The organism is Mesorhizobium sp. M1A.F.Ca.IN.022.06.1.1 (assembly GCF_003952605.1).
GTDB lineage: Bacteria > Pseudomonadota > Alphaproteobacteria > Rhizobiales > Rhizobiaceae > Mesorhizobium.
In genome coordinates, this window is the sequence record NZ_CP034455.1 from 6228795 (window position 1) to 6250000 (window position 21206).

A 21206-nucleotide genomic window follows, 5' to 3' on the forward strand; every position below is an offset into this window, starting at 1 on the left:
ATCGATGTCGAAAGCGATTCGACGGTCAAGGCGGACCTGACCAGGCAGAAGGCCGAAACGGCGGAGTTCATGCAGGCGGCCGGCGCCTATTGGGCCGCCGTCGGTCCGCTGATCCAGCAGGGCGAGATGTCGAAGGAAGTGGCGATTGAAATCTTCGCCGCGAACGCCCGCCTGTTCAACCTCGGCAAGTCGGTCGAGGACGTTCTGGAAAAGATGGTGACCGATGCCGAGGCGCAAGCCGGCCAGCCTCCGCCCCCGAGTGCCGAACAACAAAAAGCTCAGGCGGACGCGAAGGCGCGAGAGCAGGATCAGGCGGCAAAAGCTGCTGATGCGAAAATCAAACAGGACGCAGCTGCGCAAGACATGCAGTTCAAGCGCGAAAGCCACGATATGACGATGGCTGAGAAGCGGCTGGACCTTCAAGCGAAGCGGCAGGCCGCCCGTGCCGATCAGAACCAGATCATGCTCGCAAACGGCATACTCCCGCCGCCCGATCCCGAGCAGATCGACGGCCAAGCAGTGCTGAAAGAGATGGCAGCGCAGCGCGACCAGTTCGGCCAGCTACTGGCGGCGCTCATCCATGAGCTTTCGACGCCCAAGCAGATCGTCAGGGACGCGCAAGGCCGCGCGGTGACGGCTGTTCCGATTCAGATCCCGCAACAGAACTCAGGAGCCCCGGCAAATGGCTACAACCAGTGAAATCGACGTTGGCATGGATGCCATCGCGCAACGCATCTATGACCAGCGGCAAGTGATGCTGAAGGTGAAGCAGAACGCCACCGGTGCATCTGCCGCCCTCGCAGCGATCACCACCGACTTCGCCGCGGTCATCTCGGCCGTGCAGGCGTTCGGCACCAGCGATGCCTACGAGGCCGCGACCAAGGCGCAGTTCGCGAAGCTGACCACCGAATACAACGCGCTGAAGTCGGTCGCCGATGCGGTCGCAGGGGCCAATCTCGGCTGATGCTTGAAGGTCAGTTCACCCCCGGCGTTCAGCCGCAGTTAGAGCAGATCACGCCGAATTTTTTGCGTCGGCGCCGGATGATTCAATTCGTGTCTCAGCTCGGGCTGCTGACCGGGCTGAAAATCTGCCTCGACGCGGCTGATGGTGCGTCACTGCCGGCCGGCTCGGCTTCCTGGTTGGACACGTCGGGCAACGGCTACGACTTTTTCAGGGGCTCGACGAGCGGCAGCAGCACCGATGACCCAACCATCAACGGGACGACCAACGGGCGCTCATCCTCTGAATATTTCTCCTTCGATGGCGGTGACTTTTTCCGCTACGACACGACCAACGAAGCCTGGATGCAGAACCTGCACAAGGACAACGCCAAGTTCTCTTATTTCGGCTACAACTATTTCGCCAACGTCGCGACCGCGAGCGGCATCTTCGGCGATAACGTCAATGCTCCGGGCAATATCGGCTGCCGGCTCACGCTGACCGCCTCGGGCGTGTTGGGCTTCAACGTGTCGAAGACCGGCGCATCGTTCGCCCTCGACTTCAACAGCACCCTTAGCCCCTCCGCCAACGCCTGGCATGCCATTGGACTGTCGGTTGACGAAGCCGCGACGACTGGCTTCATGTTCCTGGACGGGACTGTGCAGACGTTCACGTCGACTTACACCACGCCCTCTGCATCCAACGCGTCGCAGACCTTTGAAATCGCTGCTCGCGGTAGCGGTGACGGCAAATGGGCTAACGGCGGCAGGATGGCCTCGTTCACGATGTGGGAGGGCGCGGTTCTCTCGCAGACCGACATGGCCAATTTGTTCGCGATCACGCGCGGGAGATACGGCATATGAGGATCCCCAGCGGCAAGATCGATCAGGTCATCTATTTCGTGGCGGTCGATAGTGTCGACCTGACCACGCGCAAGACTGGTCTGACTTCGTTCACCGTCTACCGGAGCCGCAACGGCGGCACGGCGACTGTTTACACCACGCCAACGGTCACCGAACTGTCGGCAGCCAACATGCCGGGCGTCTATTCGCTATTAATCGACGAGGACACGACCATTGCGTCAACGTCCGATGCCGAAGAGCAGGTGCTGCACATCACACAAGCGAGCATGGCTCCGGTCACCCGCGTCATTGAGCTTTTCCGCCGCGACACCACCACGGGGCGCACCGCAACCGTCGATGCAAGCGGGCGCGTTGACGTCGGCAGTATAAGCGGCACCGCACAGACAGCTCGAGATATTGGCGCGAGCGTGCTGTTGTCATCTGGCACCGGCACCGGCCAGGTAAGCCTCACAGCGGGCGTTGTGGCGGCGAACACTACCCAGATCGCAGGGGCCGCGGTGAACACGTCCAGCGCTCAGCTCGGGGTCAACGTCGTGAACGCAGGCGGCACGGCATGGAACTCGGGCGCGATCACCGCGAACACCTTTGCGGCCGGCGCCATCACCGCTGCGAAGTTCGCCGCCAACGCCCTCGATGCCGTATGGTCGACTGCGACGCGCGTGCTGACTGCCGGCACCAACATCGTGCTTGCGAAGGGAACAGGCGTCACCGGCTTCAATGATCTGGACGCGCCTGGTGTGAGAGCCGCAGTCGGCATGGCCTCGGCCAATCTCGACACGCAGCTTTCGACTTTGGCGACCAACGACACCGCAATCAGCAACAAGCTCGGCGCTCCTGCCGGCGCCTCTGTCTCGGCCGACATCGCGGCGGTCAAGAGTGACACTGCTGCGATCAGGGCCAAAACAGACAATCTGCCGGCCGCTCCCGCTGCCGTGGGCGATATCCCGACCGCGAACCAGAATGCCGACGCTCTGCTTGATCGCGCATCCGGCATCGAGCCCGGCCTGACGCCTCGGCAGGGCTGGCGGCTATGGTCTGCTGCTCTGCTCGGCAAGGCGAATGGCCTCGGCACCGGAACGGCCATCTTTCGCGACACCAACGACACGAAGGACCGCATCAACGCTTCCGTCGACCAGGACGGCAACCGACTTGCGGTCATTCTGGACGCTAGCTGATGTTCGCTGATCGCTGGTTCGGCAAGCGCTATTACGGCAACCGCTACTTCGGCCCAAAGGGCGCCGATCTCGATTCGCTATTCAAGCCAGGCGGCTACTACCGCAAGCCGGTCAAATATGTTCGTGACGGCAAGGTCGTCGATCTCAATGAGCCGCCAGCGCAGATCCTGGAGGTGGCCGAGTGGCCGGCGCTATCGCCGGAAATCATCAACGCGCTGCTCGCCGGTTTCCAAGCCCCGCCGATCGAATTTCCCGACGCGTCAGCTTTGGAGCGACGTCTTGGCCGCATAGTGATCGACAGGGAGCTGGCGGCCATGCGTGACGATGACGACGCGGTGTTGCTGCTGCTTAGCTAGTTGCGAGCAGACTATCGTCTGCCGCTTGCCTACAGCGACGCATCACAATCGAAGGCTGAAATGTAATCGGGTGATTGAGCTTGGGCAGCTATCAGCGCTTGCCTTTTACCTTGTCGTTTGCGGGCTTCGTCTCTTGTGCCTTCGCGAGCCTTGCCGCTTTCAAACGCGCAGTCTTGGCGATCCTGGCTGCGGCTTCGCCGCCGATGATCGTCCGCGCCGCTTGAGTTGTGGCATCGCCTTTGACGTCGACCTTGGACTTGGAAAAGGTCGCCATTTTCCTTCTAACCGAACAGTTCCGCGTACTCGTCGATCGCGAGAAATGCATTGTGCACCGCTTCGGGGTCAAGGCGCTCCTCCACGACCAAGTAATGGAAATCCTGTAGTACCCCCATGGTGCTTTCGGAACCGCGCATCCTCCGTCGGGCTTCCAAAGAAGCGCCGCCTGTGTTGGCATAGCCGTCTGTCCAGGATACTTCGCCTTCGCCAACGATGCGACCTACCGCCACTTGGCCTCGCATTGTGGACTCATCGTCCCAACCGCTCCAAGCTATCAACGCCTCGTGCGCCTTCATTGTATCCCTGTGCCTCCCGGTAGAGCATAGCGATTCAACGCTTGGGGTTCAAACTCGATCCTGCGGCGAAAACTCGAACTGAGACACTGTTCAAGCGGCTTAGAATTTCGCACCGACGCCTTGCACCCTGTAACCGCCCGAAAAGCAGGACAGGAAATTGGCAAGGTACGTTTTCCGCGATGGCATCTTCGTCGACCGGCAGACCGGCGTTCCGATGGAAAAGCCGTTCGCCGGTCAGATTGTCATGCCCAACGTCATTTCCGACATTCCGGACTACGCCTCGCCGATCGATGGACGAATGATCACGTCGCGCTCTGAGCGTCGCGATGATCTGAAGCGCAACAACTGTGTCGAATACGAGCCGAGCCTGTCACCGACCAAGGGCAAATTTCGCAATCCCGACTTCTGCAAGAAGCGGGGCCTTCAGGTGTCAGAGGAATTTCGATGAGCGCTGCTGTCGCAGAAAGCCTAGCCAACAACGCCCCGCCTGCTGGCGCCCTCGCAGAGGCGGCGAACAGCAATGCCGCGGCGACCGTCACAGACGACGCTGCGTTGGAAGCGATCTGGAACAAGCACGAGCGCGACAACGGTGCTGAGCGGGATCAGGGCAAGTTCGCCAGCCCCGATCCGGCTAAGAAATCTGCTGTCGAGGCCGCTGAACTGACGGCTGCTGGCGGCGATGGTGGAGAGGGACAGGCCGGCGATAGTCTGACGCCTGGCGCCGAGCAGGTTCCTCTCCCGGCCAACTGGCAAGGCATCAAGGGCGGCGTCGCCGATAACGTCAAGCGAGCCTGGGAGAAGGCCCCGGCCGAGCTCCGCAAGTTCGTCGCCGATCGCGAGCAGGAGCTTCAGCAGCGACTTTCCGACCATGGCCGGCAGGCCTCTGCCTATAAGCCGATTCAGGATGTCATCGAACGAAACGGCAAATATTTCGACCCGAACACCGGCAAGAAGGGTGCGGATGGTCGAGTGATCACGCCGGCACAGGCGATCGACTATCTTTTCAACGTCCAGCAGAGCATGGATCAGGCCCCGGTCGGAACGGTGATGAACATCATCGACCGCTATGGCATTCGCGATAAGGTCGCGGCTGTCTTCGGCCAGAGCGTCCAGCAGGGCGAGAACGAATTGCGGCAGGAAATCGCCGGGTTGAAGCAGATGCTCGCGTCTGTCCACAACTCCGCGAACATCGACGACCGCATAAACCAGCGCCTTCAGGAGCGCGACGCCACCACCGCCGCCAACGAAGAGTTGAGCCGCTTGTCAGCCGACAAGCCGCTTTACTCGGAAATCCCTGAAAAGCGCATGGTGGCTTTCATCAACGATGCATGGGACCGGCTTGGAGCCACCGCCTCGAAAGAGGCCGTGTTCAACCTGGCCTATGACATGGCAGTGAACGCCGATCCCGATCTGAGGGCCAAGGCAGCCGCCGCAAAACCGGCCGCTCCCAAGGACACCGGAAAGGTCGACGCGGCCAAGCGCGCCAACTCCGTCAACATCCCCTCAACAGCGTCGGGCAAGGCTCGGGTTCTCACCGAAGATGAAGAACTGGCCGCTGTCTACGACCGGAACCATAAAGGATAATAGCGATGGCTGGACCGTCGACTACCTTCACGGAAATGGTGTCCACCACCCTTCGCAACAGCGCGACGGAAGTGGCGGACAACGTTTCGAAGAACAATGCCTTCCTCAACCGGCTGAAGAAGAAGAACAAGATCCGCAATCTTGACGGCGGCACCGAAATTCAGGTGCAGCTCGAATATGCGGAAAACAGCACCTATCAGCGTTACGCCGGCCTCGACACGCTGAACACCAACGGCTCTGACGTGGTCACCTCCGCTAAGTACGATTGGGCGCAGGTTGCGCTGCATGTCGTGTCGAGCGGCAAGGAGCTTCGCCAGAATTCCGGCAAGTTCGCGATGATCAACCTGGTGAAAACCAAGAAGAACAACGCGCTCAAGACGGCTGCCAACAATTTCTCCGTCGACCTCTATTCCGACGGTTCGTTGGCGAACCAGATCGGCGGCCTGGCCAACATCCTGCAGACCAATGGTCAGGGCATCGTCGGCGGTATCGATGCCGCCACGTGGACCTTCTGGCGCAACAAATTCCGCGAGGCCACCGGCACCAATCTTGCCGCGTCGCCTTCCGCGGCCAACGCTGCGACCTTCAAGGCCGACATGAACGCAATGTGGCTCACCCTCAACCGCGGCGCCGACAAGCCAGACCTGATCACGTTTAGCCACGACTTCTACTCGCTGTACGAAACCGGCGAGCAGCAGCTTCAGCGGTACATGGACGCCGACATGGCTCAGTCCGGTTTCATCGGGCTGAAGTACAAGACCGCCGACGTGATTTTCGATGACAACACGAATTTCACGACCACGGCCGAGAAGGGCTACTTCCTCAACTCCGATTACCTCTACGTCGACCAGCACAAGGAGGCGCAGTGGACGCAGGACGACGAGAAGAAGCCCGTCAACCAGGATGCGGTTGTCATCCCCTTCTACTGGATGGGCAATCTCGTCTGCTCGAACCGCTCGCTTCAGGGCGTGATCTTCGACGCGGCATAAGGAGCAAGAACGATGACCTCTTTTGTTGGTATCGACGTCACCCAGACGTACACCGCCGCGCAGCTTACCGGGGCGAACTCCGGTAAGGCTCCGAAGGTCGGGGACCTTTACGAATCCTACGACAGCAAGACGTACCGCTTCGTGAAGTACAATCAAGGCGCCGGCGCAGTTGCCGCCGTCGCCGGCAACGCCGTCGGCTTCTATGCACCGGGCGGTGTGTCGACCGGCGTCACGAATGAAGTGACTTCGGACGTGTCGGACACGGCCGGCAACGGCGCGGGTATCCTCGCAGGCGCTCCGGGCAACGGCGAATATGGCTGGATCCAGGTCAAGGGTGTCGCCACCCTGACCACGACCCTGGTGTCTGGCGCTTCCGGCCAGGCGCTCGTCCTTTCGGCCACCACCGACGGCACCCTGAAGGTGGCCGCCGCTGTGACCGATACGGTTTGCGCCTACGCGATCCTCGCCGCGTCGAAGATCATCATGTGCGCCTTCCCGCACTGATCAGCAGGGGCGGGCTGCGGAAGCGTGGCCCGCCTTTTCCTCAACAGCGAAGGAGTGCCAGAGATGGTCGACAAGTCCGACAAGAACGAAGCACCTGCCGAGCCCGTCGCAGTCGATACCCAGGCCGGCATCTTCCCGAAATTCCGCCAGCTTTGGAACGGTGGCGAGCACCGCAACGCGGTCAACCTGGCCAAGGCTGAAAACCTGTCGGAGGCCGAGTGGGCAGCACTGCTCGCCGAGTTTCCCGGCATCGTCGATGTGATCAACCAGTAGGGCGCCGCTGGCGCCACAACGTTTTCAGGAGCCGAAACCTATGAGTGAAGCGCAGCCCCTTATTCGCGTGATCGGGTTCAAGACGAGCTACGAGAAACTGCCGGTCAAGGGCGACCCGGTGACGGAGAAGTGCGACACCAAGGGCTACAAGCTGGACGCCAGCAATCGACGCATCCTTGAGCTTCAGCCCGAGGATTGGGTGACGTATTCGCCGTCGCATTCCCCGCTGAACACCCGCACCACCGAACGCGTTCGCCATCTGCTCCCCGATCCCTCGCTTATGGGCGAGGACCAGGACGGCGAGAAGCTGCGTTTCATGACCGCTCGCTGGAACCAGATCGAGCCGGCTTACGAGGCTTTCAAGGCGGGCCGCGAAATCCCGCTCAACGGCACGGCGCTTGCCGCCTGGTCGGGCGTCACACCGGAGCAGGCGGAGGTTCTGCGTACCGCCGGCATCCGCACGGTCGAGGAAGTGCGCGATCTGCCCGACGGCCAGCTTGACCGCGTGCGGCTGCCGAACGTGCGTGACCTGCGTAAGCAGGCCGGCTTGTTCCTGGCCAATTCGGATGCTGCAAAGGCCGCCGAGCGTGAGGCCGCAAAGGATGCGCAGATTGCCGAGCTGGTCGAACGCCAGGCCGCAATGGAAGCCATGATCGAGGAGCTGACGAAGCCGAAGGGCAAGGGCAAGGAAGCTGCCTGATGTCCATCCTCGACGTGGTCAAAGGCGCCGCGACAGTGCTCGGCATGGACGTGCCGAGCCTGCTCTATGGCGCGACCAGTCGAGAGATGGTCGAGATGCAGGAACTCGCCAACGTCATGGCGTCCGAAATCGCGGACGCTCACGACTGGCAGAAGCTGCTGATCCAGACGACGTTCACGGGCGACAGCGTGGCCGATGCGTTCGATATGCCGTCGGACTTCCGCCGCATGCAGAAGACCTCGTCCCTGTGGTCGTCGCGCTGGCAGTGGGCAACCGAACATCTGACCAGCCCCGATCAGTGGCTTGAACTGCAGGTGACGCCGGTCGCCACCGTGAACGGCTACTGGATCATCTACGGCGACCAGTTCCACCATTGGCCGGTAATGGCGAGCGGTGAGACGGTCACGTTCTTCTACGTCTCGAACCAGATCGTTGCCGCCAGCGACACGTCGAAGAAGACCCTGTTCACCGAAGACGCGGACAGCTTCCGGCTTTCCGAGGAACTGCTGAAAAAGGCGATCATCGCCCGCTGGAAGCAGAACAAGGGGCAGGCCTACGAGCAGGACTTTGACGACTATCAGCACATGCTTTTGCGCGGGATCGACACCGACGGCGGTTCGAAGCCCGTCGTTTCCGGCCAGCCTGCTGTCAGTTGGCGCGGCCGGCGCGTCGCATGGCCTGGCACGGTCACAGGTGCAGCGTGAGGTACGAACGTTTTCCCGGTCGCCGGAAGGCTGCGCCGCCGACCTCGCGCGCCATTGCGCAGCCCTACACGTTCGGCGCGCCTGTCTCCGGATGGGTTACCAATCAGAGTCTGGTGAAGTCCAGGCCCTTCTCGGCGCAAACGCTTGAGAACTGGTTTCCGACGTCAACCGGCATCATCATGCGCGGCGGTTCGGTCAAGCGCGCCACGATCGGCAGCGACCCGGTCGAAAGCTTCATCACCTACAACGCCGGGGGCACGAGGAAGATTTGGGCCTGTGACGAAACGACCGTTCGCGACGTAACGGCGCCGGCCGATGCCGTCACGCCGCCGGCCGCATCGATCACCGGCCAGACCTCTGGCTATTACTCCTACGTCAATTTCACGACGTCGGGCGGCTCGTTCGTGGTCGCGGTCAACGGCACCGACTTCCTTCAGCTTTACAGCACGACGTTCGACTGGACAGCGGTCAACAGCCTTGCCACCTATCGCCTGAACTTCGACGCGCAGACGGTCAATTTCACCAGCGGCGGCACCGTGACGGGCGGCACCAGCGGCGCGGTCGCGACCATCGTCAAGAATGTCGATAACGGCGCGACCGGTTCGCTGATGATCCAGTCAATCACCGGCACCTTCGTTGACAACGAAATCATCACGGGCGGCGCGGGCGGCTCGGCCACGGCGAATATTCCTGGCGGCGTGGTGCAGGTATCGGCCGCCATTACCGGCGTCGCCACCTCGGCCCTGTCTCACGTCTGGCTCTATCGAAACCGCCTGTTCTTCATTCAGGGCGGCACGATGAAGGCCAGCTATCTCCCGGTCGATTCCGTGACCGGCGCGCTCGGCACAATCAACTTGTCCGGCGTCTTCCAGCGCGGCGGCTCGCTGCTCTTCGGCGCAACGTGGTCGCTCGATGCCGGCGACGGCATCGATGACAAATGCGTGTTCGTCACGACCGAGGGCGAGGCCGCGATTTATGAGGGCAGCAACCCGGCAGGCTCGACCGCTGCCGAGTGGAACCTTGTCGGCCGCTACGACCTGACCGCGCCTATGGGCAAGCGCGCCACCATGCGCGCTGGTGGCGATCTGATCGTTGCGACCAAGGAAGGCATGGTTCCGATTTCGGCCGCGATCAACAAGGATGCCGCCGCGCTATCGCTGGCCGCCATCTCGCGGAACATTGAGCCGGACTGGAAGCGCGAAGCCCTGCGGCGCATTTTCCTGCCGTGGGAAGTGATCAAGTGGCCGGATATGAATTACGCCATCGTCTCGCTTCCAATCGCGGCCGAAGGACAAGAGGCCTGGACATTCGTCGTTAATCTCGAAACCGGCGCCTGGTGCAAGTTCGTCGGATGGGCAACCCGCTGCATTGAACTGCACGACAATCGCCTGTTCTACGGCACCAACGACGGCATGGTTTTCGAAGGCGAAATCGCCGGCAACGACGATAGCCAGCCGATCTATTACACTTATGTCGGCAGCCCGGATCACATGAAGACGCTTGGCCGGCTGAAGACCGTGCACCAGGCGCGCGCCACGTTTCTGAGCTCGACGCCGTTCGATCCGAAAATCTCTTTTTCAGTCAACTACACAGTCACTCTGCCGACGGCACCTGATGCGGCCGACGGCGGCACGGTCGACCTTTGGGATAGCGGCCAGTGGGACGTTGCCCTCTGGGATCAGGCGGCGCCACAGGCGACCGTTAGCGGCGGCCAGTGGATTTCGATCGGCAAGACCGGCTACGTGATGCAGCCGCAATTGCAGGCCACCGGCTTTCTGAACCAGCGCCCAGACGTCGAATTCGTCCAGATCGACGTGACCTTTGAAAATGGCGGGGTGGTCGTATGAGCTATGACATCGCCATCGAGAGCTTCAACGAAGTCTGGCCAGAACTCGAACCGCTTTGCCGGCGTCACTATGGCGAGATGCAGGCGCGCATGGCCGCCGAGGGGATGCAGATCGGCGACTTCAAGCCGCGCCTGAACGTCTACGGCTCGGCCGGGCATCTGCTGTGCTTCGTGGTCAGGATCGAGGGCGAGGCCGTCGGCTATGCCTTCATCTGGCTCACGCAGGACATGCACAACAGCGAGCCCATCGCCATGGAGGATACCATCTACATGCGGCCGGATCACCGGAACGGCATCGGACGCCGTTTCACCAGGCACATCCTGGCCGAACTCCAAGCGCGCGGCTGCGTCAGGGCGCACGTGACCATCGCCACCGATCTACGCGTTGCCAAGATGTGCGAGCGCGTGGGCTTCAAGCGGTCGGCAATCGCAATGACGTATTTCCTTCAGGAGGCCTGACCAATGTGTGCGCCCGATCCGCCCGCCCCGCCGGATCCAAAAGAGACCTCTGCTGCGTCGACCGCGACCAATGTCGGCACGGCAATCGCGAACGCGAACCTCGGGAATGTCAACCAGGTCACGCCCGACGGCAACCTGACCTACAGCCAGACCGGGACCTACAAGTGGAACGACCCTTATACCGGCAAGTCCTACGACATCCCGACCTACACGGCGACCCAGACCCTGTCGCAGACCGGTCAGGCGATCAAGGATCAGACCGACGCGGCCAGGCTCAACCTCGGCAAGCTGGCGAATGACCAGTCGGCGTTCCTGAACGACTTCCTGTCGAAGCCGGTCGATCTTTCGAACGACGCGACCGAGGCCCGGCTGATGGACCTCGGCATGAAGCGGCTGCAGCCGGCGCTGGATGCCCGTCGCGCGTCAAATGAGGCGGACCTGATCAACCGCGGCATCCGTCCCGGATCAGACGCATACGCACAGGCGCAAAACCTCGAAAACCAGGGAGAGAACGACGCCTATAACCAGCTTCTGCTTCAGGGTCGTGGCCAGGCGGTGCAGGAAGCGCTGGCGCAGAATTCGGCACCGATCAACAACCTGACCGCGCTCTTGTCCGGTTCACAGGTGAGCCAGCCGAATTTCGTCAACGCCAACATGCCGACCATCCCGACGACCGACGTGGCTGGCCTGATCAACACCAACTACAACCAGAAGCTCCAAAACTGGCAGCAGCAAGCGCAGAGCAGCAGCGACCTTTTCGGCGGCCTGTTCGGTCTTGGCGCCAACGTGATCAAGTATTCCGACCGCCGCGTGAAGACGAACATTCGCCGTGTCGGCGAATTCGCCAATGGCCTCGCAAAGTATGCCTTCGAATACGTGTGGGGCGGTGGCGAGCAGATCGGCGTCATGGCCGACGAGGTGCGTGCGTTCCGGCCGCACGCGGTCATCAATGTCGGCGGTGTTGATGCTGTCAATTACGGGGAGGCCTTGGCATGAGCGTCCAGCCCTCGTTCATCTTCGGCGGCAATACCGGCGTGCAGACGCCGGAAGACCTGGCGCGCCTCAGGGCCATTGCCGATGCTCTTGCCCGGCCGGCCGCCCCGCGCACGATCGGCCAGGGCCTGAACGCGATTGGCGAGGCGATCGGCTACAGGCTCGCTGACAGCAAGGCAATGTCGGCGGAACGTGATTGGCGCAAGGGCGGCAACGATGTGTTCTCAGCGCTGTTCAGCGGTAGCGGAGCATCCTCGCCTGCCTCGACATCGGCTTCGGCCAGCAAGGCGGTCGTTTCGGCTCTTGGCGGCGGCTCGATGGGCAGCGCGCCAGATCTGTCTGGCAACGACATCTACAACGGCTTTATGGACACGGTGAAAAGCAAGGTCACCAACCCGTACGGTCTCGCTGCTGTCGCGGCAACTGCGAACGCCGAAAGCCGCTTCAATCCCAAGAACGCATTCGGCTCTTGGTCTGACCCGAGCGAAAGCGGTCAGGCAGGGACTGCGGGCGGTATCCTGTCGTGGCGCGGTCCGCGCTTCGAAGCCATGCGGGCATTCGCCGGCAGCAACGGCGGTGACGCAAACGCCCCGTCGCCGCAGCTTCAGGCGCAATACTTCCTTCATGAGGACCCGGGGCTGATCGATGCGCTTAACGCGGCCAAGTCGCCTGAGGAAGCGCAGCGCCTCATGAACAACGCTTGGAAGTTCGCCGGCTACAACCGGCCAGGTGGCGAGGCGGCTCGCCGCATTTCCATGGCCAACTCCTTTGCGTCGCGTTTCGCCGGCTCGGATGCGGCCCCGGTGCAAGTCGCGAGCCTCGAACCTGGCGCGGGCGTGTCGGCAGCGCTGAACAAGCGTCCGCTGCCGCAGGAGTACGCCAGCAAGGGCATAACGCAAGACCAGTGGGACAGGATGAACGCGCCGGACAGCGCGGCGGCGGTCGCTCAGCCGGTCCAGTCGCCGCGGGCCGCCGTGGCCCCGCCGGCCGTTGCTATCCCTCAGACGGCACAGGTGGCGCCCGCGCCAGTCGCTGGTGGCCCGAGCCTGCAACAGCTTCTGCAAGCATCACAGGATCCCCGCCTATCCGAGCAGCAGCGCGGCGTCGTCAACCTGATGCTCAAACAGAGGCTCGAGGAGGCGAACCCGGCAACCCAACTCGAACTCGAAAAGAACCGGCTGGAAGTCGAGAAGCTACGAAACCCGCAGATTGAACCCGGCGATAAGGCGCGCCTCGACTTCGACCGGGAGAAGTTCGCAGCCGAGCAAAGCAAGCCAATCGAGGTTGGCGGCGTCCTGGTCGACCCCAAGACGCACCAGCCCGTTTACACCGGGCAGCAGACCGATTGGGAAAAGCTGGACGAGCGGACGCTGTATAACAAGCGTACGGGCGAGACGCGAGCCGTGAGCATCGGTGGCGCGAATGCCGGTCAGTTCCGTTTCACCGGCAGTTCCGTCGAGGCTCAGGCGCTCAATGGCCTGATGGATGCCGGCCCCGAGAAGGGCGGCCTCACGGTCGAGCAGGCGCAGCAACTCGCCGCCGGCAAGACGATCACCGGCCCAAACGGCGAATTGCTCTTCCTGACGCCGCAGGGTGTGTTTGGGCAGGCTACTGCTGGCGGCCCGGCAATCCCCGTATCGCCGCCGAAGGGCGCTGTACCGGCTCCGGGACCGCAGGCCGTTCCCGCCCCGAGCCCCGCGCCCGCGCCGGCCACTCAGCCGCAGCCGAGCCCGACGCCGGCCAGCCCGCGCGCGGACAACGCCGGCATCCTGCCGTTGACCGCGCCAAAGTCGAAGCCGCCAAACGAGCAGCAGCAGCGCGACAACAAGCTGTATTCGGTCGTCGCGCCCGAGATGCAGATTGTCGAAAGGAATTTCTCGGCCCTGTCCAATCCATCGGATCAGGCCTTGTCGGCGATCCCGCACGGTTCGGACTATGGCGCGGAATACCTGAAATCGCCCGAGTATCAGCGGGCGTCGAACTCGCTTCGCACCATCATCGCGTCCTACCTCTACAGCGTGTCCGGCGCGACGGCGGCGCCGGCCGAAGTCGAGAACCAGGCGGCCATCCTGACGCCAAAGCCCGGAGAGGCGAAAGCGTCGCTAGACGACAAGCTGTCGCGCATCCGCCAGATGGTCGACGCGATCAAGACCGGCGGTTCCGGGACGGTTACCACCCCGGCCGGTACTGGCGGCGGAACCACGAGCAACGGCTTGAAGTGGAGCATTGAACCCTGATGCCTACGCTCAACATCCAAGGTCGTAAGGTGCAGGTCGACGACGCGTTTTTGTCGATGACCCCGGAACAGCAGAACGCGGCGGTCGACGAGATTGCCAAGTCGCTGCCCGGCGTCGTCGGCCCCGCAGCCGACAGCGGAGCTGCATCGCGAGCTCAAGCTGGGATCGCGCTTGCTCAGAAGATGCACGGCATGACGCCCGAGGATAAGCGCGCCGCTGCTGGCATCGACCAAACGACACTGCAGCCGGCCGGCATCCCAGCCTACGCCCCGATGGACTTGGGGGCGGGAGGAACCGCTCTGACTTCGACTATGGAAGGCGTGCCGATAGCAGGGCCGCTGCTCGACCGAGCCCAAACGACAGCGGCAGCCGGCCTCGGGTCTCTAATTTCCGGTCAGCCGTATTCGCAAGTTCATGACCAGATGCAGGAGATGGTGGACGAAAGTCGCGCTGCGCATCCCAATGCCCGCACCGCTGGCAATGTCGCGGGTGCCGTGATGGGAACGGCGCCGGCCGTCTTGGCAGCACCGGAGGTGTTCGGCGCCGGTTTGGCCACCACTCCTGGCCTGATTGCAGCCGGCAGCACTGGCGGTTTGATTGGGGCGACGGACGCCGCTGTTCGATCTGGTGGTGACCCGAACGAAATCAAGAAGGGCGGGCTGATCGGCATGGGAGGCGGTTTGGCCGGTCAGATGGTCGGCCCTCTGATCGGCCGTGGTGTCAAGGCTGCTGCCGACACTTTGAAGCTGAATTCCATCGCCAAAGCTCTCGGGCTCGACAAGAAGGCCGTCGGCGTTCTGGCTGATGCAGCGCGTCAGGACGCGATAGATCCGGTCGCGTTGTCGCTCGGCGATGACGGCATGCTGATGGATCTCGGGCCAAACCTTCGGCATACGGCGGGCGCAATCGCCGCGACCCCTGGTGAGGGCAAAGCTATCGTGCGCAATGCGATTAGCGCGCGTGACGCCGATGCGAACTGGCGCATCCGCTCGACGCTGAACGACACGCTTGGCGAAGCCCCGACGCCATCGCGCATAATCGATCGGGCAAACCGAAACCAACTGAACCTTCAGCCGCAATACCGAGAGGTATTGCGAGAGGCTTCCGACATCGATGCCGCGCCGATCGCCCGCTATCTCGATGCCGAGGCGCAAACGCTGCGTGGAGATGCAGAGCGAGGCATCCAGCGCGTACGGTCGATGCTGGACTATGTTCCGACCGGCGAAGAGATTGCGCGCGCCCGTGCACTCGGCCAGCCGGCACCTGGTGGCCTGATCCATGACGCCGGCACGTTGCTGAACGCCCGCCAAGCGGTCGACGATCTGTTGGAAACGGCGCAAGGCAGCAACCATCTGAATGCGCTTCAGACGGCTCGGCAAGCGATTGATGACGAACTGGCGGCCAAGGTGCCGAACATCAAGGAAGTGGACGCCCAGTATGCCGAGTTGGCGAGGCAGAAAGAAGCTGTGCAGAGGGGCCAGTCTGTCCTTTCCAGTGGGCGAGAAGCGCCGCGACCTGATGAGCTTACCGATGAAGTGCGGCAGGGCGCTCTGCCGCAAGGGCTACAAATCGGCCCCTCGGCCGTGCCCCTCCGTCTTCGTGAGGGCGCCCGTGCCGAGATTGAACGCATTGTCGGTACCAATGCTAACGATAGGGTCGCGCTTCAGCGTCTGATCAAGGGCGAAGGCGACTGGAACCGTGCGCGCCTGTCGACGCTGTTCGGCCAGGACAAGGCCAATGCGATCATCGACCTGCTCGACCGGGAACGGCTCTTTGCAGACACGTCGAACATCGTCACGCGCAATTCCGAGACAGCGGCGCGCATCGCCGCTCAGGATGCTATCGCGGGCGGTGGCAGTCGCGGCTTCGGTGTTCGGGAGGGATTTATTGCCGGGGGCGCCCGAGGCGCAGCGCGCGCGGCCGGAACGAAGGCAGTCGAGCGAGTGATTGACGCGCTCAACAATGGCGGAAACCAGAAAGCGATATCGGATATGGCTCGCACCCTAACGGGCGGGCCGCAGCAGAGCGCGGTGCTCGACGCGCTTTTGCGGGCCGGTAGCGGGACGAAGATACAGCCGAAGCAAGTCGAGGGCATCGCCCGAGCCCTGCTGCTGGCAGGCCCCCAAGCGACCCGCTAAGCCAGGGCGCTCCACACCAAAAGGCCGAGAAAGAAGACGCCTTCCGCACCTATGATGACGCGGGTGCGCTTCTGTAGGCTGCGGCTGTAAAACGCCATCTGGAACGCGCCCACGATGAGGATGGCGAACGCGATGCCGCAAAGGGTGCAGAAAAAGATGTGAATGAACGTCGTGCTCTTAGCCTCAAGGCCGCCCGTAGCCCAAAAATAGAGCGCTGTCGGGACAAGCGGGAGCACATACCATATATCGTGGAGAGACGGGCTTTCTTTTGGTCCGGTTACCAAGTCCCGCTTGTAGAGGCGATAGGCGACCAATATCCAAAGGAAGCTCGCCACAGCGGCGAGTGCGATCGGCGGATATAGCTGCACAGCGCTCACGGCGCGGAACATAATGCGGATCGTGACCGAGGAAAAGGGCGGCAGATCTCGCCCCAGGCAATTGCTCCTGCCCGAGACAGACCAGATCACGTACAAAAAATGTTCCGGCGTCGCGGAACATCTCGCATTCGACCAAGTTCGGATGCACGGCGGCGAAACTCCCTCCCGACTCTTGTGCAGAACGCTGCCGCGCGGAGCGCCCCCCCTCCGCAGGCCCACCCTTGGCTCACATGCCGAGGGCGGGCCGTTTTGTTAGAGCGCTAACGCAACCCTTTACGACTGTGCGATATTGAATCAAATTCGAGTTTTGCGTTGGGGTTCGCATGCGTACGCCTGCCGGCAGAGTTCGGCTGTCCTTTGTCAAACCGCTGGAGCCTGTCCAAGTCGAGACGCCACCGGTCAGCGGTGATTGGCTGCACGAGATCAAATACGACGGCTACCGAACCCAGGTCATCCTCGACTGGGCCGGAGCGCGCGCCTTCTCTCGAAATGGCCACGACTGGTCGAAGCGCTATTGGCCGATCGTCGCTGCGGCTGAGAAGCTGCCGGCCAAGGCGTTCATCATCGACGGGGAGATGATCGCGCCGGAGCCCGACGGAAGGCCGAACTTCCACCGGATGCACTCCCGCATGACATGGAACGCCGAACAACTCGCCTTCGTCGCCTTCGATCTGCTCCACCTCGACGGCCAGGATCTCCGTTCCTTGCCGCTGATCGAGCGCAAGGCGAAGCTGTGGACCCTGATCCAGCCGGCCGATGGCATCATCCAGTATTCCGATCATGTCGAGGGCAACGGCGCCGCCTTCTTCGAAGCCGTCGAGAAGATGGGCCTTGAAGGCATGGTCTCCAAACGACGCGAGAGCCCCTATCGAAGCGGGAAGGTCGATTCCTGGGTAAAGACCAAGTGTTGGGATGTCGGCGACTTCGAACTTCTCGGCATCAGACGCGAGCCGGGCAAGCCCGCTGCGGCGATCATGGCGCGCGATGGCCGATATGCCGGAACGGCTTCTGTAACGCTCCCCAAGGGCCTTAGAGAGCGACTGTGGCAGCGTGTGCAGGCAGCCAAGGCATCCAAGCCAGCGCAGCGGGTGCCGAGCGCCTTCGCCGATGATGTCGAGTGGGTTAAGCCAGGCATCACCGGCCGAGTGAAGTTCCTTCTCGGCGAGCATACGCTACGGCATGCGACACTGCAGGACTTCACCGAGGAAGGAACCTGACCTTTTGGAACAATCATTGAACCAGCGCAGTTTGGGAGCGCGGCGGGCAAACTCCCCCTCCTCCCGCCGGTCGGGGTGCTCCAAGGTCCTCGACGAAGAGCCCGCTCGCGTCCCCAATCCCCGGCGGGCTCTTTCAAGTCTATCAGCGGAACCTGAAATGCCCGTCACTCCTGGCAGGGAATGGCGGGCACTCTCTCGCTACCGGCAAGGAAGGGACTCTCAGTCGTCGGGATCTGTTCTACTTCAAGCGGCTTATTTCGCAATCGCGCCTACGGGAGGCCGGGAACATTCTACCAGCCGTCCCGGTTGAGTGTCGCGGCGTGTGTCCCCGGCCAAGGTTCACCGCGCCGCGCGGGGCATTTCCCCCGGAGCCCGCTCGCCATCCCTCAAAAGGCGAGCGGGCTTTGTTTACCGGAACGAGGAACGAGTGCCGGAACGTCTCGTCCGCACCGCCGTTGTTGCCTGTAATGACGCTGGCTGATGATATCGAGATGGTGCGCGGGCATGTCAGTCTGGGTAGACGACACATCGCTCAACAGCGTGAGCGCATTGCCGAATTGGACCGCCTCGAATTGCCGGCGGCCAAGGCGGTCTCTTTCCTTGAGCTTCTCGAAAGCATGCAGGAGCTTCACGAACTCCATCTGTCGCGGCTGCTGGCCAAGGCGGAAGATGGAAAAGCGGCTTAGGCGCGGTCGCTACTTTCGCGCATCGGGCACCCCCAGGAATCTCTGCGGCCCGGCCCGCTTAATCTAGGTGACACAGGATTATCGCGGGTCGGGCCACCCCACCGCTTGAAGGTGGGGAGCATTGATCCTGCATCCATATGGTAAGCGGTGTTCTCAGGCCACGGCCTTGAGCTCGAGCTTGTTGATGTAGACCCAAGGCAGGAGATCGTCGATCTGGCTGTTGGGGTGGCCGTTGACGATCCTGGTGAGGACATCGGCGAGATAGCCGAGCGGTTCGACACCATTGAGCTTGCAGGTTTCGATCAGCGAGGCGATGACTGCCCAGTGTTCGGCGCCGCCGTCAGAGCCTGCGAAGAGCGCGTTCTTGCGGTTGAGCGCGATCGGACGGATCGAGCGTTCGACGGTGTTGCTGTCGATCTCGATGCGGCCGTCGTCAAGGAAGCGCGAGAGGCCTTCCCAGCGTGAGAGCGTGTAGCGGATTGCCTCTGCGAGCTTGGTCTTCTGACTGATCAGGCCGAGCTTCTCACGCAGCCAGGGTTCGAGATCGGCGACGATGGCGCGGCTTTTGTCCTGACGCATCGCGCGGCGCTCGTTGGCCGATCGGCCACGGATGTCATCCTCGATCTTGTAGAGTTCGGCGATCCGTCTCAGCGCCTCGCTGGCGATCGGCGCGGGACCGGCTGCTGCCAGTTCATAAAAGCGCCGACGGACATGCGCCCAGCAGAAGGCGAGCGTGACGCCGCTTTTGTCGGCCAGCACGCGATAGCCGCCATAGCCGTCGACCTGCAAGATTCCGGTGAAGCCTGCGAGATGAGCGATCGGACGCTCGGCCTTTCGGTCCGGCGCATAGACATAGGCGACGCCCGGCGGGTCGCTCCCCTCCCATGGTCGGTCATCGCGGGCATAGGCCCAGAGTTGACCTGTCTTAGTCTTGCCGCGGCCGGGATTGAGCACCGGCGCGGTCGTCTCGTCGGCGAAGAGTTTTGGCGAGGACTTCAGCTTGCCAAGCAGCCGCTCATGCACCGGACGCAGGTGCCAGGCGGCGCGGCCGACCCAGTCGGCGAGCGTAGAGCGATCGAGATTGATACCCTGCCGGGCGTAGATCTGCGCCTGACGATAGAGCGGAAGGTGATCGGCATATTTTGAGACCAGCACCTGGGCGACCGTTGCCTCGGTCGGAAGACCACCCTCGATCAGCCGGGCCGGCGCGGGAGCCTGAACCACGACGTCCTCGCAGGCGCGGCAGGCATATTTGGGCCGCCGCACGACGATTACACGCAGCTGCGCCGGAACGATGTCGAGCCGCTCGCTCACGTCCTCGCCGATCCGATGCAAGCCATTGCGGCAGCATGGGCAGGCATGGTCCTCGATGTCGACGATCATTTCCACCCGCGGCAGATGGGATGGCAACGCGCCGCGGTTCGTCCGGCGCTTCCTGGCGCGCTCCAGGCGCTCTGCGGGAGATGCTTGTTCGTTCTCTTCCTCGTCGGCGGCCTCGATCTGCTCGGCCTCTTCGAGCCCCAGCAGCAATTGATCCTCGGGGAGCGTCTCGGCACGCCGGCCGAAGCGGTGACGCTGCAATTCCTTGATGATCTGAATCAGACGGGCATTCTCGACGTCGCGCGCCAGGACCATCGCCTTCAGCGCGTCCGGATCGTCGGGAAGCTGGTCAGCCGTCATCGCCATGAGCGGATCAGACCATATTCGCCGACAGCCCGCGACAGCGGAATCCAGGCTGATTCACTTCGTCGCGGGTCAGCCCGCCTGGGCTGGAACGCGGGTCCGGCGCGCCTCGTGGACTCGCCGCCAGTCGAGACCTTCGAGTAGCGCCGAGAGCTGCGCGGCCGTCAGCCGCATCATGCCGTCATGCACTTTCGGCCAGCGGAACTCCCCATCCTCCAAACGCTTGGCATAGAGGCAAACCCCGGTGCCATCCCAGAAGATCAGCTTGATCCGGTCAGCCCGCTTCGCCCGGAAGACGTAGACGGCCCCGCTGAACGGATCGGCCCCCATTGTCTCTCGCACCAGCGCCGCCAATCCCTCCGCACCCTTGCGGAAGTCGACGGGCTTCGTCGCCACCATGACCTTGACCGCACCCGTCGGCCCGATCACGACGTCGCCTTCAGCGCGCGGATCACTGCGGCCACCGTCTTGGTATCGGCGCCCCGGCCGACGCGCATCGCGACGCCGTCGATCTCAAGCTCGATCATGCCGGCATCTCGGGTGGCTTGCCGTTTCCGCTGCTTCGGTGAACGGCTGGCTACAGGTTCCGCCGCCGCCACAACCGCCGGCACAAAGGCAGGAGAATCTTGCTGCACCGAAGCGACCTGTTTGCGCGCTTCGCGGCGCCAGGCGAAGACCTGCTGCGGCCTGAGACCATAACGGCGGGCGACCTCGGAAATGATCGCATTCGGCTCCAGCGTCTCTGCGATGATCCGCGCCTTGTCATCCACCGACCAGTGACGCCGACCGCCGGCACCGTTGATCACCTCGAAACGCCGAAGCTGCCGCTCCGGGTCAAGCGTAAGGTCAAGTCCAGACACAAGCCGATCTCCGATCCCAATACAGGATCGGCAACCTCACAGATCGCGAC

Annotated in this window: 25 protein-coding genes; 19 read left to right on the top strand and 6 right to left on the bottom strand. The window is 62.7% G+C overall.

From position 1 onward, the window contains the following. Window positions 1-69 precede the first annotated feature (69 nt). From EJ078_RS29680 to EJ078_RS29700, 5 genes are read left to right on the top strand one after another with little or no spacing between them, the layout of a single operon-like run. Window positions 70-699, top strand: a complete 630-nt coding sequence (locus EJ078_RS29680; protein ID WP_208720989.1) for a hypothetical protein — start codon at window positions 70-72, stop codon at window positions 697-699. Continuing rightward, entirely contained in the window at window positions 683-964 is a 282-nt protein-coding gene (locus EJ078_RS29685) for a hypothetical protein (RefSeq protein ID WP_127216409.1), read from the top strand. Before EJ078_RS29680 ends, EJ078_RS29685 begins: the two co-directional genes overlap by 17 nt. Continuing rightward, entirely contained in the window at window positions 964-1803 is an 840-nt protein-coding gene (locus EJ078_RS29690) for a hypothetical protein (protein ID WP_208720990.1), read from the top strand. Before EJ078_RS29685 ends, EJ078_RS29690 begins: the two co-directional genes overlap by 1 nt. After that, window positions 1800-2978 (top strand): hypothetical protein, encoded by a 1179-nt coding sequence (locus EJ078_RS29695; protein ID WP_208720991.1) that lies wholly within the window; start codon window positions 1800-1802, stop codon window positions 2976-2978. Before EJ078_RS29690 ends, EJ078_RS29695 begins: the two co-directional genes overlap by 4 nt. After that, the gene (locus tag EJ078_RS29700) at window positions 2978-3334 is read left to right on the top strand and encodes a hypothetical protein (protein WP_208720992.1); all 357 of its coding nucleotides are present in this window, start codon (window positions 2978-2980) and stop codon (window positions 3332-3334) included. Before EJ078_RS29695 ends, EJ078_RS29700 begins: the two co-directional genes overlap by 1 nt. A gap of 91 nt (window positions 3335-3425) precedes the next feature. On the opposite strand, the gene EJ078_RS29705 is transcribed toward EJ078_RS29700, so the two are convergent. Beyond that, on the bottom strand, window positions 3426-3608 hold the full coding sequence (locus tag EJ078_RS29705; protein ID WP_127325390.1) for a hypothetical protein: 183 nt from the start codon (window positions 3606-3608) through the stop codon (window positions 3426-3428). Window positions 3609-3615: 7 nt separating this feature from the next. Beyond that, a complete protein-coding gene (locus EJ078_RS29710) occupies window positions 3616-3906 on the bottom strand; it encodes a hypothetical protein (RefSeq protein ID WP_208720993.1) in 291 nt (96 codons plus the stop codon). 157 nt (window positions 3907-4063) lie between these two features. Here EJ078_RS29710 and EJ078_RS29715 point away from each other — a divergent pair, with 157 nt between their 5' ends. The 12 genes from EJ078_RS29715 to EJ078_RS29770 all read left to right on the top strand — a co-directional run bounded on the left by EJ078_RS29715 (window position 4064) and on the right by EJ078_RS29770 (window position 16333). Next, window positions 4064-4354 carry a hypothetical protein gene (locus tag EJ078_RS29715; RefSeq protein WP_126093992.1) on the top strand — a complete coding sequence of 97 codons (291 nt, stop codon included), beginning with the start codon at window positions 4064-4066 and terminating at the stop codon, window positions 4352-4354. Window positions 4355-4458: 104 nt separating this feature from the next. Further along, entirely contained in the window at window positions 4459-5490 is a 1032-nt protein-coding gene (locus EJ078_RS29720; RefSeq protein ID WP_208720994.1) for a hypothetical protein, read from the top strand. A gap of 5 nt (window positions 5491-5495) precedes the next feature. Further along, window positions 5496-6479 carry a phage major capsid protein gene (locus EJ078_RS29725; RefSeq protein WP_208720995.1) on the top strand — a complete coding sequence of 328 codons (984 nt, stop codon included), beginning with the start codon at window positions 5496-5498 and terminating at the stop codon, window positions 6477-6479. Window positions 6480-6491: 12 nt separating this feature from the next. Next, the gene (locus EJ078_RS29730; RefSeq protein WP_208720996.1) at window positions 6492-6983 is read left to right on the top strand and encodes a hypothetical protein; all 492 of its coding nucleotides are present in this window, start codon (window positions 6492-6494) and stop codon (window positions 6981-6983) included. Between the two features lie 63 nt (window positions 6984-7046). Next, a complete protein-coding gene (locus EJ078_RS29735; RefSeq protein WP_208720997.1) occupies window positions 7047-7256 on the top strand; it encodes a hypothetical protein in 210 nt (69 codons plus the stop codon). A gap of 40 nt (window positions 7257-7296) precedes the next feature. Beyond that, complete coding sequence (locus EJ078_RS29740) at window positions 7297-7956, top strand: hypothetical protein (RefSeq protein ID WP_208720998.1); 660 nt, start codon at window positions 7297-7299, stop codon at window positions 7954-7956. Next, window positions 7956-8660, top strand: coding sequence for a hypothetical protein (locus EJ078_RS29745; RefSeq protein WP_208720999.1), 705 nt, complete (start codon window positions 7956-7958; stop codon window positions 8658-8660). The genes EJ078_RS29740 and EJ078_RS29745 overlap by 1 nt, the downstream gene beginning before the upstream one ends. A gap of 113 nt (window positions 8661-8773) precedes the next feature. Beyond that, window positions 8774-10507 (top strand): hypothetical protein, encoded by a 1734-nt coding sequence (locus EJ078_RS29750; RefSeq protein WP_208721000.1) that lies wholly within the window; start codon window positions 8774-8776, stop codon window positions 10505-10507. Beyond that, the gene (locus EJ078_RS29755) at window positions 10504-10965 is read left to right on the top strand and encodes a GNAT family N-acetyltransferase (protein ID WP_208721001.1); all 462 of its coding nucleotides are present in this window, start codon (window positions 10504-10506) and stop codon (window positions 10963-10965) included. The genes EJ078_RS29750 and EJ078_RS29755 overlap by 4 nt, the downstream gene beginning before the upstream one ends. Before the next feature lie 3 nt (window positions 10966-10968). Beyond that, entirely contained in the window at window positions 10969-11961 is a 993-nt protein-coding gene (locus tag EJ078_RS29760; protein WP_208721002.1) for a tail fiber domain-containing protein, read from the top strand. A 314-nt stretch (window positions 11962-12275) separates the two neighbouring features. Beyond that, entirely contained in the window at window positions 12276-14195 is a 1920-nt protein-coding gene (locus tag EJ078_RS29765) for a phage tail tip lysozyme (RefSeq protein ID WP_208721003.1), read from the top strand. After that, window positions 14195-16333 carry a hypothetical protein gene (locus tag EJ078_RS29770; protein ID WP_208721004.1) on the top strand — a complete coding sequence of 713 codons (2139 nt, stop codon included), beginning with the start codon at window positions 14195-14197 and terminating at the stop codon, window positions 16331-16333. Before EJ078_RS29765 ends, EJ078_RS29770 begins: the two co-directional genes overlap by 1 nt. On the opposite strand, the gene EJ078_RS29775 is transcribed toward EJ078_RS29770, so the two are convergent. Then, window positions 16330-16806, bottom strand: a complete 477-nt coding sequence (locus tag EJ078_RS29775; RefSeq protein ID WP_208721005.1) for a hypothetical protein — start codon at window positions 16804-16806, stop codon at window positions 16330-16332. The genes EJ078_RS29770 and EJ078_RS29775 overlap by 4 nt on opposite strands. Before the next feature lie 227 nt (window positions 16807-17033). On the opposite strand from EJ078_RS29775, the gene EJ078_RS29780 reads away from it, so the two are divergent. Next, window positions 17034-17927, top strand: coding sequence for an RNA ligase family protein (locus tag EJ078_RS29780; RefSeq protein WP_208721006.1), 894 nt, complete (start codon window positions 17034-17036; stop codon window positions 17925-17927). Window positions 17928-18394: 467 nt separating this feature from the next. Next, window positions 18395-18613, top strand: a complete 219-nt coding sequence (locus EJ078_RS29785) for a hypothetical protein (RefSeq protein WP_208721007.1) — start codon at window positions 18395-18397, stop codon at window positions 18611-18613. 153 nt (window positions 18614-18766) lie between these two features. Here EJ078_RS29785 and EJ078_RS29790 read toward each other — a convergent pair whose 3' ends face one another. The 3 genes from EJ078_RS29790 to EJ078_RS29800 form a co-directional block, all read right to left on the bottom strand. Next, complete coding sequence (locus EJ078_RS29790; RefSeq protein ID WP_024505579.1) at window positions 18767-20299, bottom strand: IS66 family transposase; 1533 nt, start codon at window positions 20297-20299, stop codon at window positions 18767-18769. A 69-nt stretch (window positions 20300-20368) separates the two neighbouring features. Further along, window positions 20369-20725 (bottom strand): IS66 family insertion sequence element accessory protein TnpB, encoded by a 357-nt coding sequence (gene tnpB / locus EJ078_RS29795; protein WP_024505580.1) that lies wholly within the window; start codon window positions 20723-20725, stop codon window positions 20369-20371. Then, window positions 20722-21156: a transposase gene (locus tag EJ078_RS29800; protein ID WP_024505581.1), complete on the bottom strand. Its 435-nt coding sequence runs from the start codon at window positions 21154-21156 to the stop codon at window positions 20722-20724. Before EJ078_RS29800 ends, tnpB begins: the two co-directional genes overlap by 4 nt. Window positions 21157-21206: the final 50 nt, after the last annotated feature.

Excerpts from the sequence above, each read along its gene's own strand:
- EJ078_RS29680 (WP_208720989.1), top strand. The coding sequence starts at position 70 with ATGCAGGCGGCCGGCGCCTATTGGGCCGCCGTCGGTCCGCTGATCCAG.
- EJ078_RS29685 (WP_127216409.1), top strand. The coding sequence starts at position 683 with ATGGCTACAACCAGTGAAATCGACGTTGGCATGGATGCCATCGCGCAA.
- EJ078_RS29690 (WP_208720990.1), top strand. The coding sequence starts at position 964 with ATGCTTGAAGGTCAGTTCACCCCCGGCGTTCAGCCGCAGTTAGAGCAG.
- EJ078_RS29695 (WP_208720991.1), top strand. The coding sequence starts at position 1,800 with ATGAGGATCCCCAGCGGCAAGATCGATCAGGTCATCTATTTCGTGGCG.
- EJ078_RS29700 (WP_208720992.1), top strand. The coding sequence starts at position 2,978 with ATGTTCGCTGATCGCTGGTTCGGCAAGCGCTATTACGGCAACCGCTAC.
- EJ078_RS29705 (WP_127325390.1), bottom strand. The coding sequence starts at position 3,608 with ATGGCGACCTTTTCCAAGTCCAAGGTCGACGTCAAAGGCGATGCCACA.
- EJ078_RS29710 (WP_208720993.1), bottom strand. The coding sequence starts at position 3,906 with ATGAAGGCGCACGAGGCGTTGATAGCTTGGAGCGGTTGGGACGATGAG.
- EJ078_RS29725 (WP_208720995.1), top strand. The coding sequence starts at position 5,496 with ATGGCTGGACCGTCGACTACCTTCACGGAAATGGTGTCCACCACCCTT.
- EJ078_RS29730 (WP_208720996.1), top strand. The coding sequence starts at position 6,492 with ATGACCTCTTTTGTTGGTATCGACGTCACCCAGACGTACACCGCCGCG.
- EJ078_RS29735 (WP_208720997.1), top strand. The coding sequence starts at position 7,047 with ATGGTCGACAAGTCCGACAAGAACGAAGCACCTGCCGAGCCCGTCGCA.
- EJ078_RS29740 (WP_208720998.1), top strand. The coding sequence starts at position 7,297 with ATGAGTGAAGCGCAGCCCCTTATTCGCGTGATCGGGTTCAAGACGAGC.
- EJ078_RS29745 (WP_208720999.1), top strand. The coding sequence starts at position 7,956 with ATGTCCATCCTCGACGTGGTCAAAGGCGCCGCGACAGTGCTCGGCATG.
- EJ078_RS29755 (WP_208721001.1), top strand. The coding sequence starts at position 10,504 with ATGAGCTATGACATCGCCATCGAGAGCTTCAACGAAGTCTGGCCAGAA.
- EJ078_RS29760 (WP_208721002.1), top strand. The coding sequence starts at position 10,969 with ATGTGTGCGCCCGATCCGCCCGCCCCGCCGGATCCAAAAGAGACCTCT.
- EJ078_RS29765 (WP_208721003.1), top strand. The coding sequence starts at position 12,276 with ATGGGCAGCGCGCCAGATCTGTCTGGCAACGACATCTACAACGGCTTT.
- EJ078_RS29770 (WP_208721004.1), top strand. The coding sequence starts at position 14,195 with ATGCCTACGCTCAACATCCAAGGTCGTAAGGTGCAGGTCGACGACGCG.
- EJ078_RS29780 (WP_208721006.1), top strand. The coding sequence starts at position 17,034 with ATGCGTACGCCTGCCGGCAGAGTTCGGCTGTCCTTTGTCAAACCGCTG.
- EJ078_RS29785 (WP_208721007.1), top strand. The coding sequence starts at position 18,395 with ATGACGCTGGCTGATGATATCGAGATGGTGCGCGGGCATGTCAGTCTG.
- EJ078_RS29790 (WP_024505579.1), bottom strand. The coding sequence starts at position 20,299 with ATGGCGATGACGGCTGACCAGCTTCCCGACGATCCGGACGCGCTGAAG.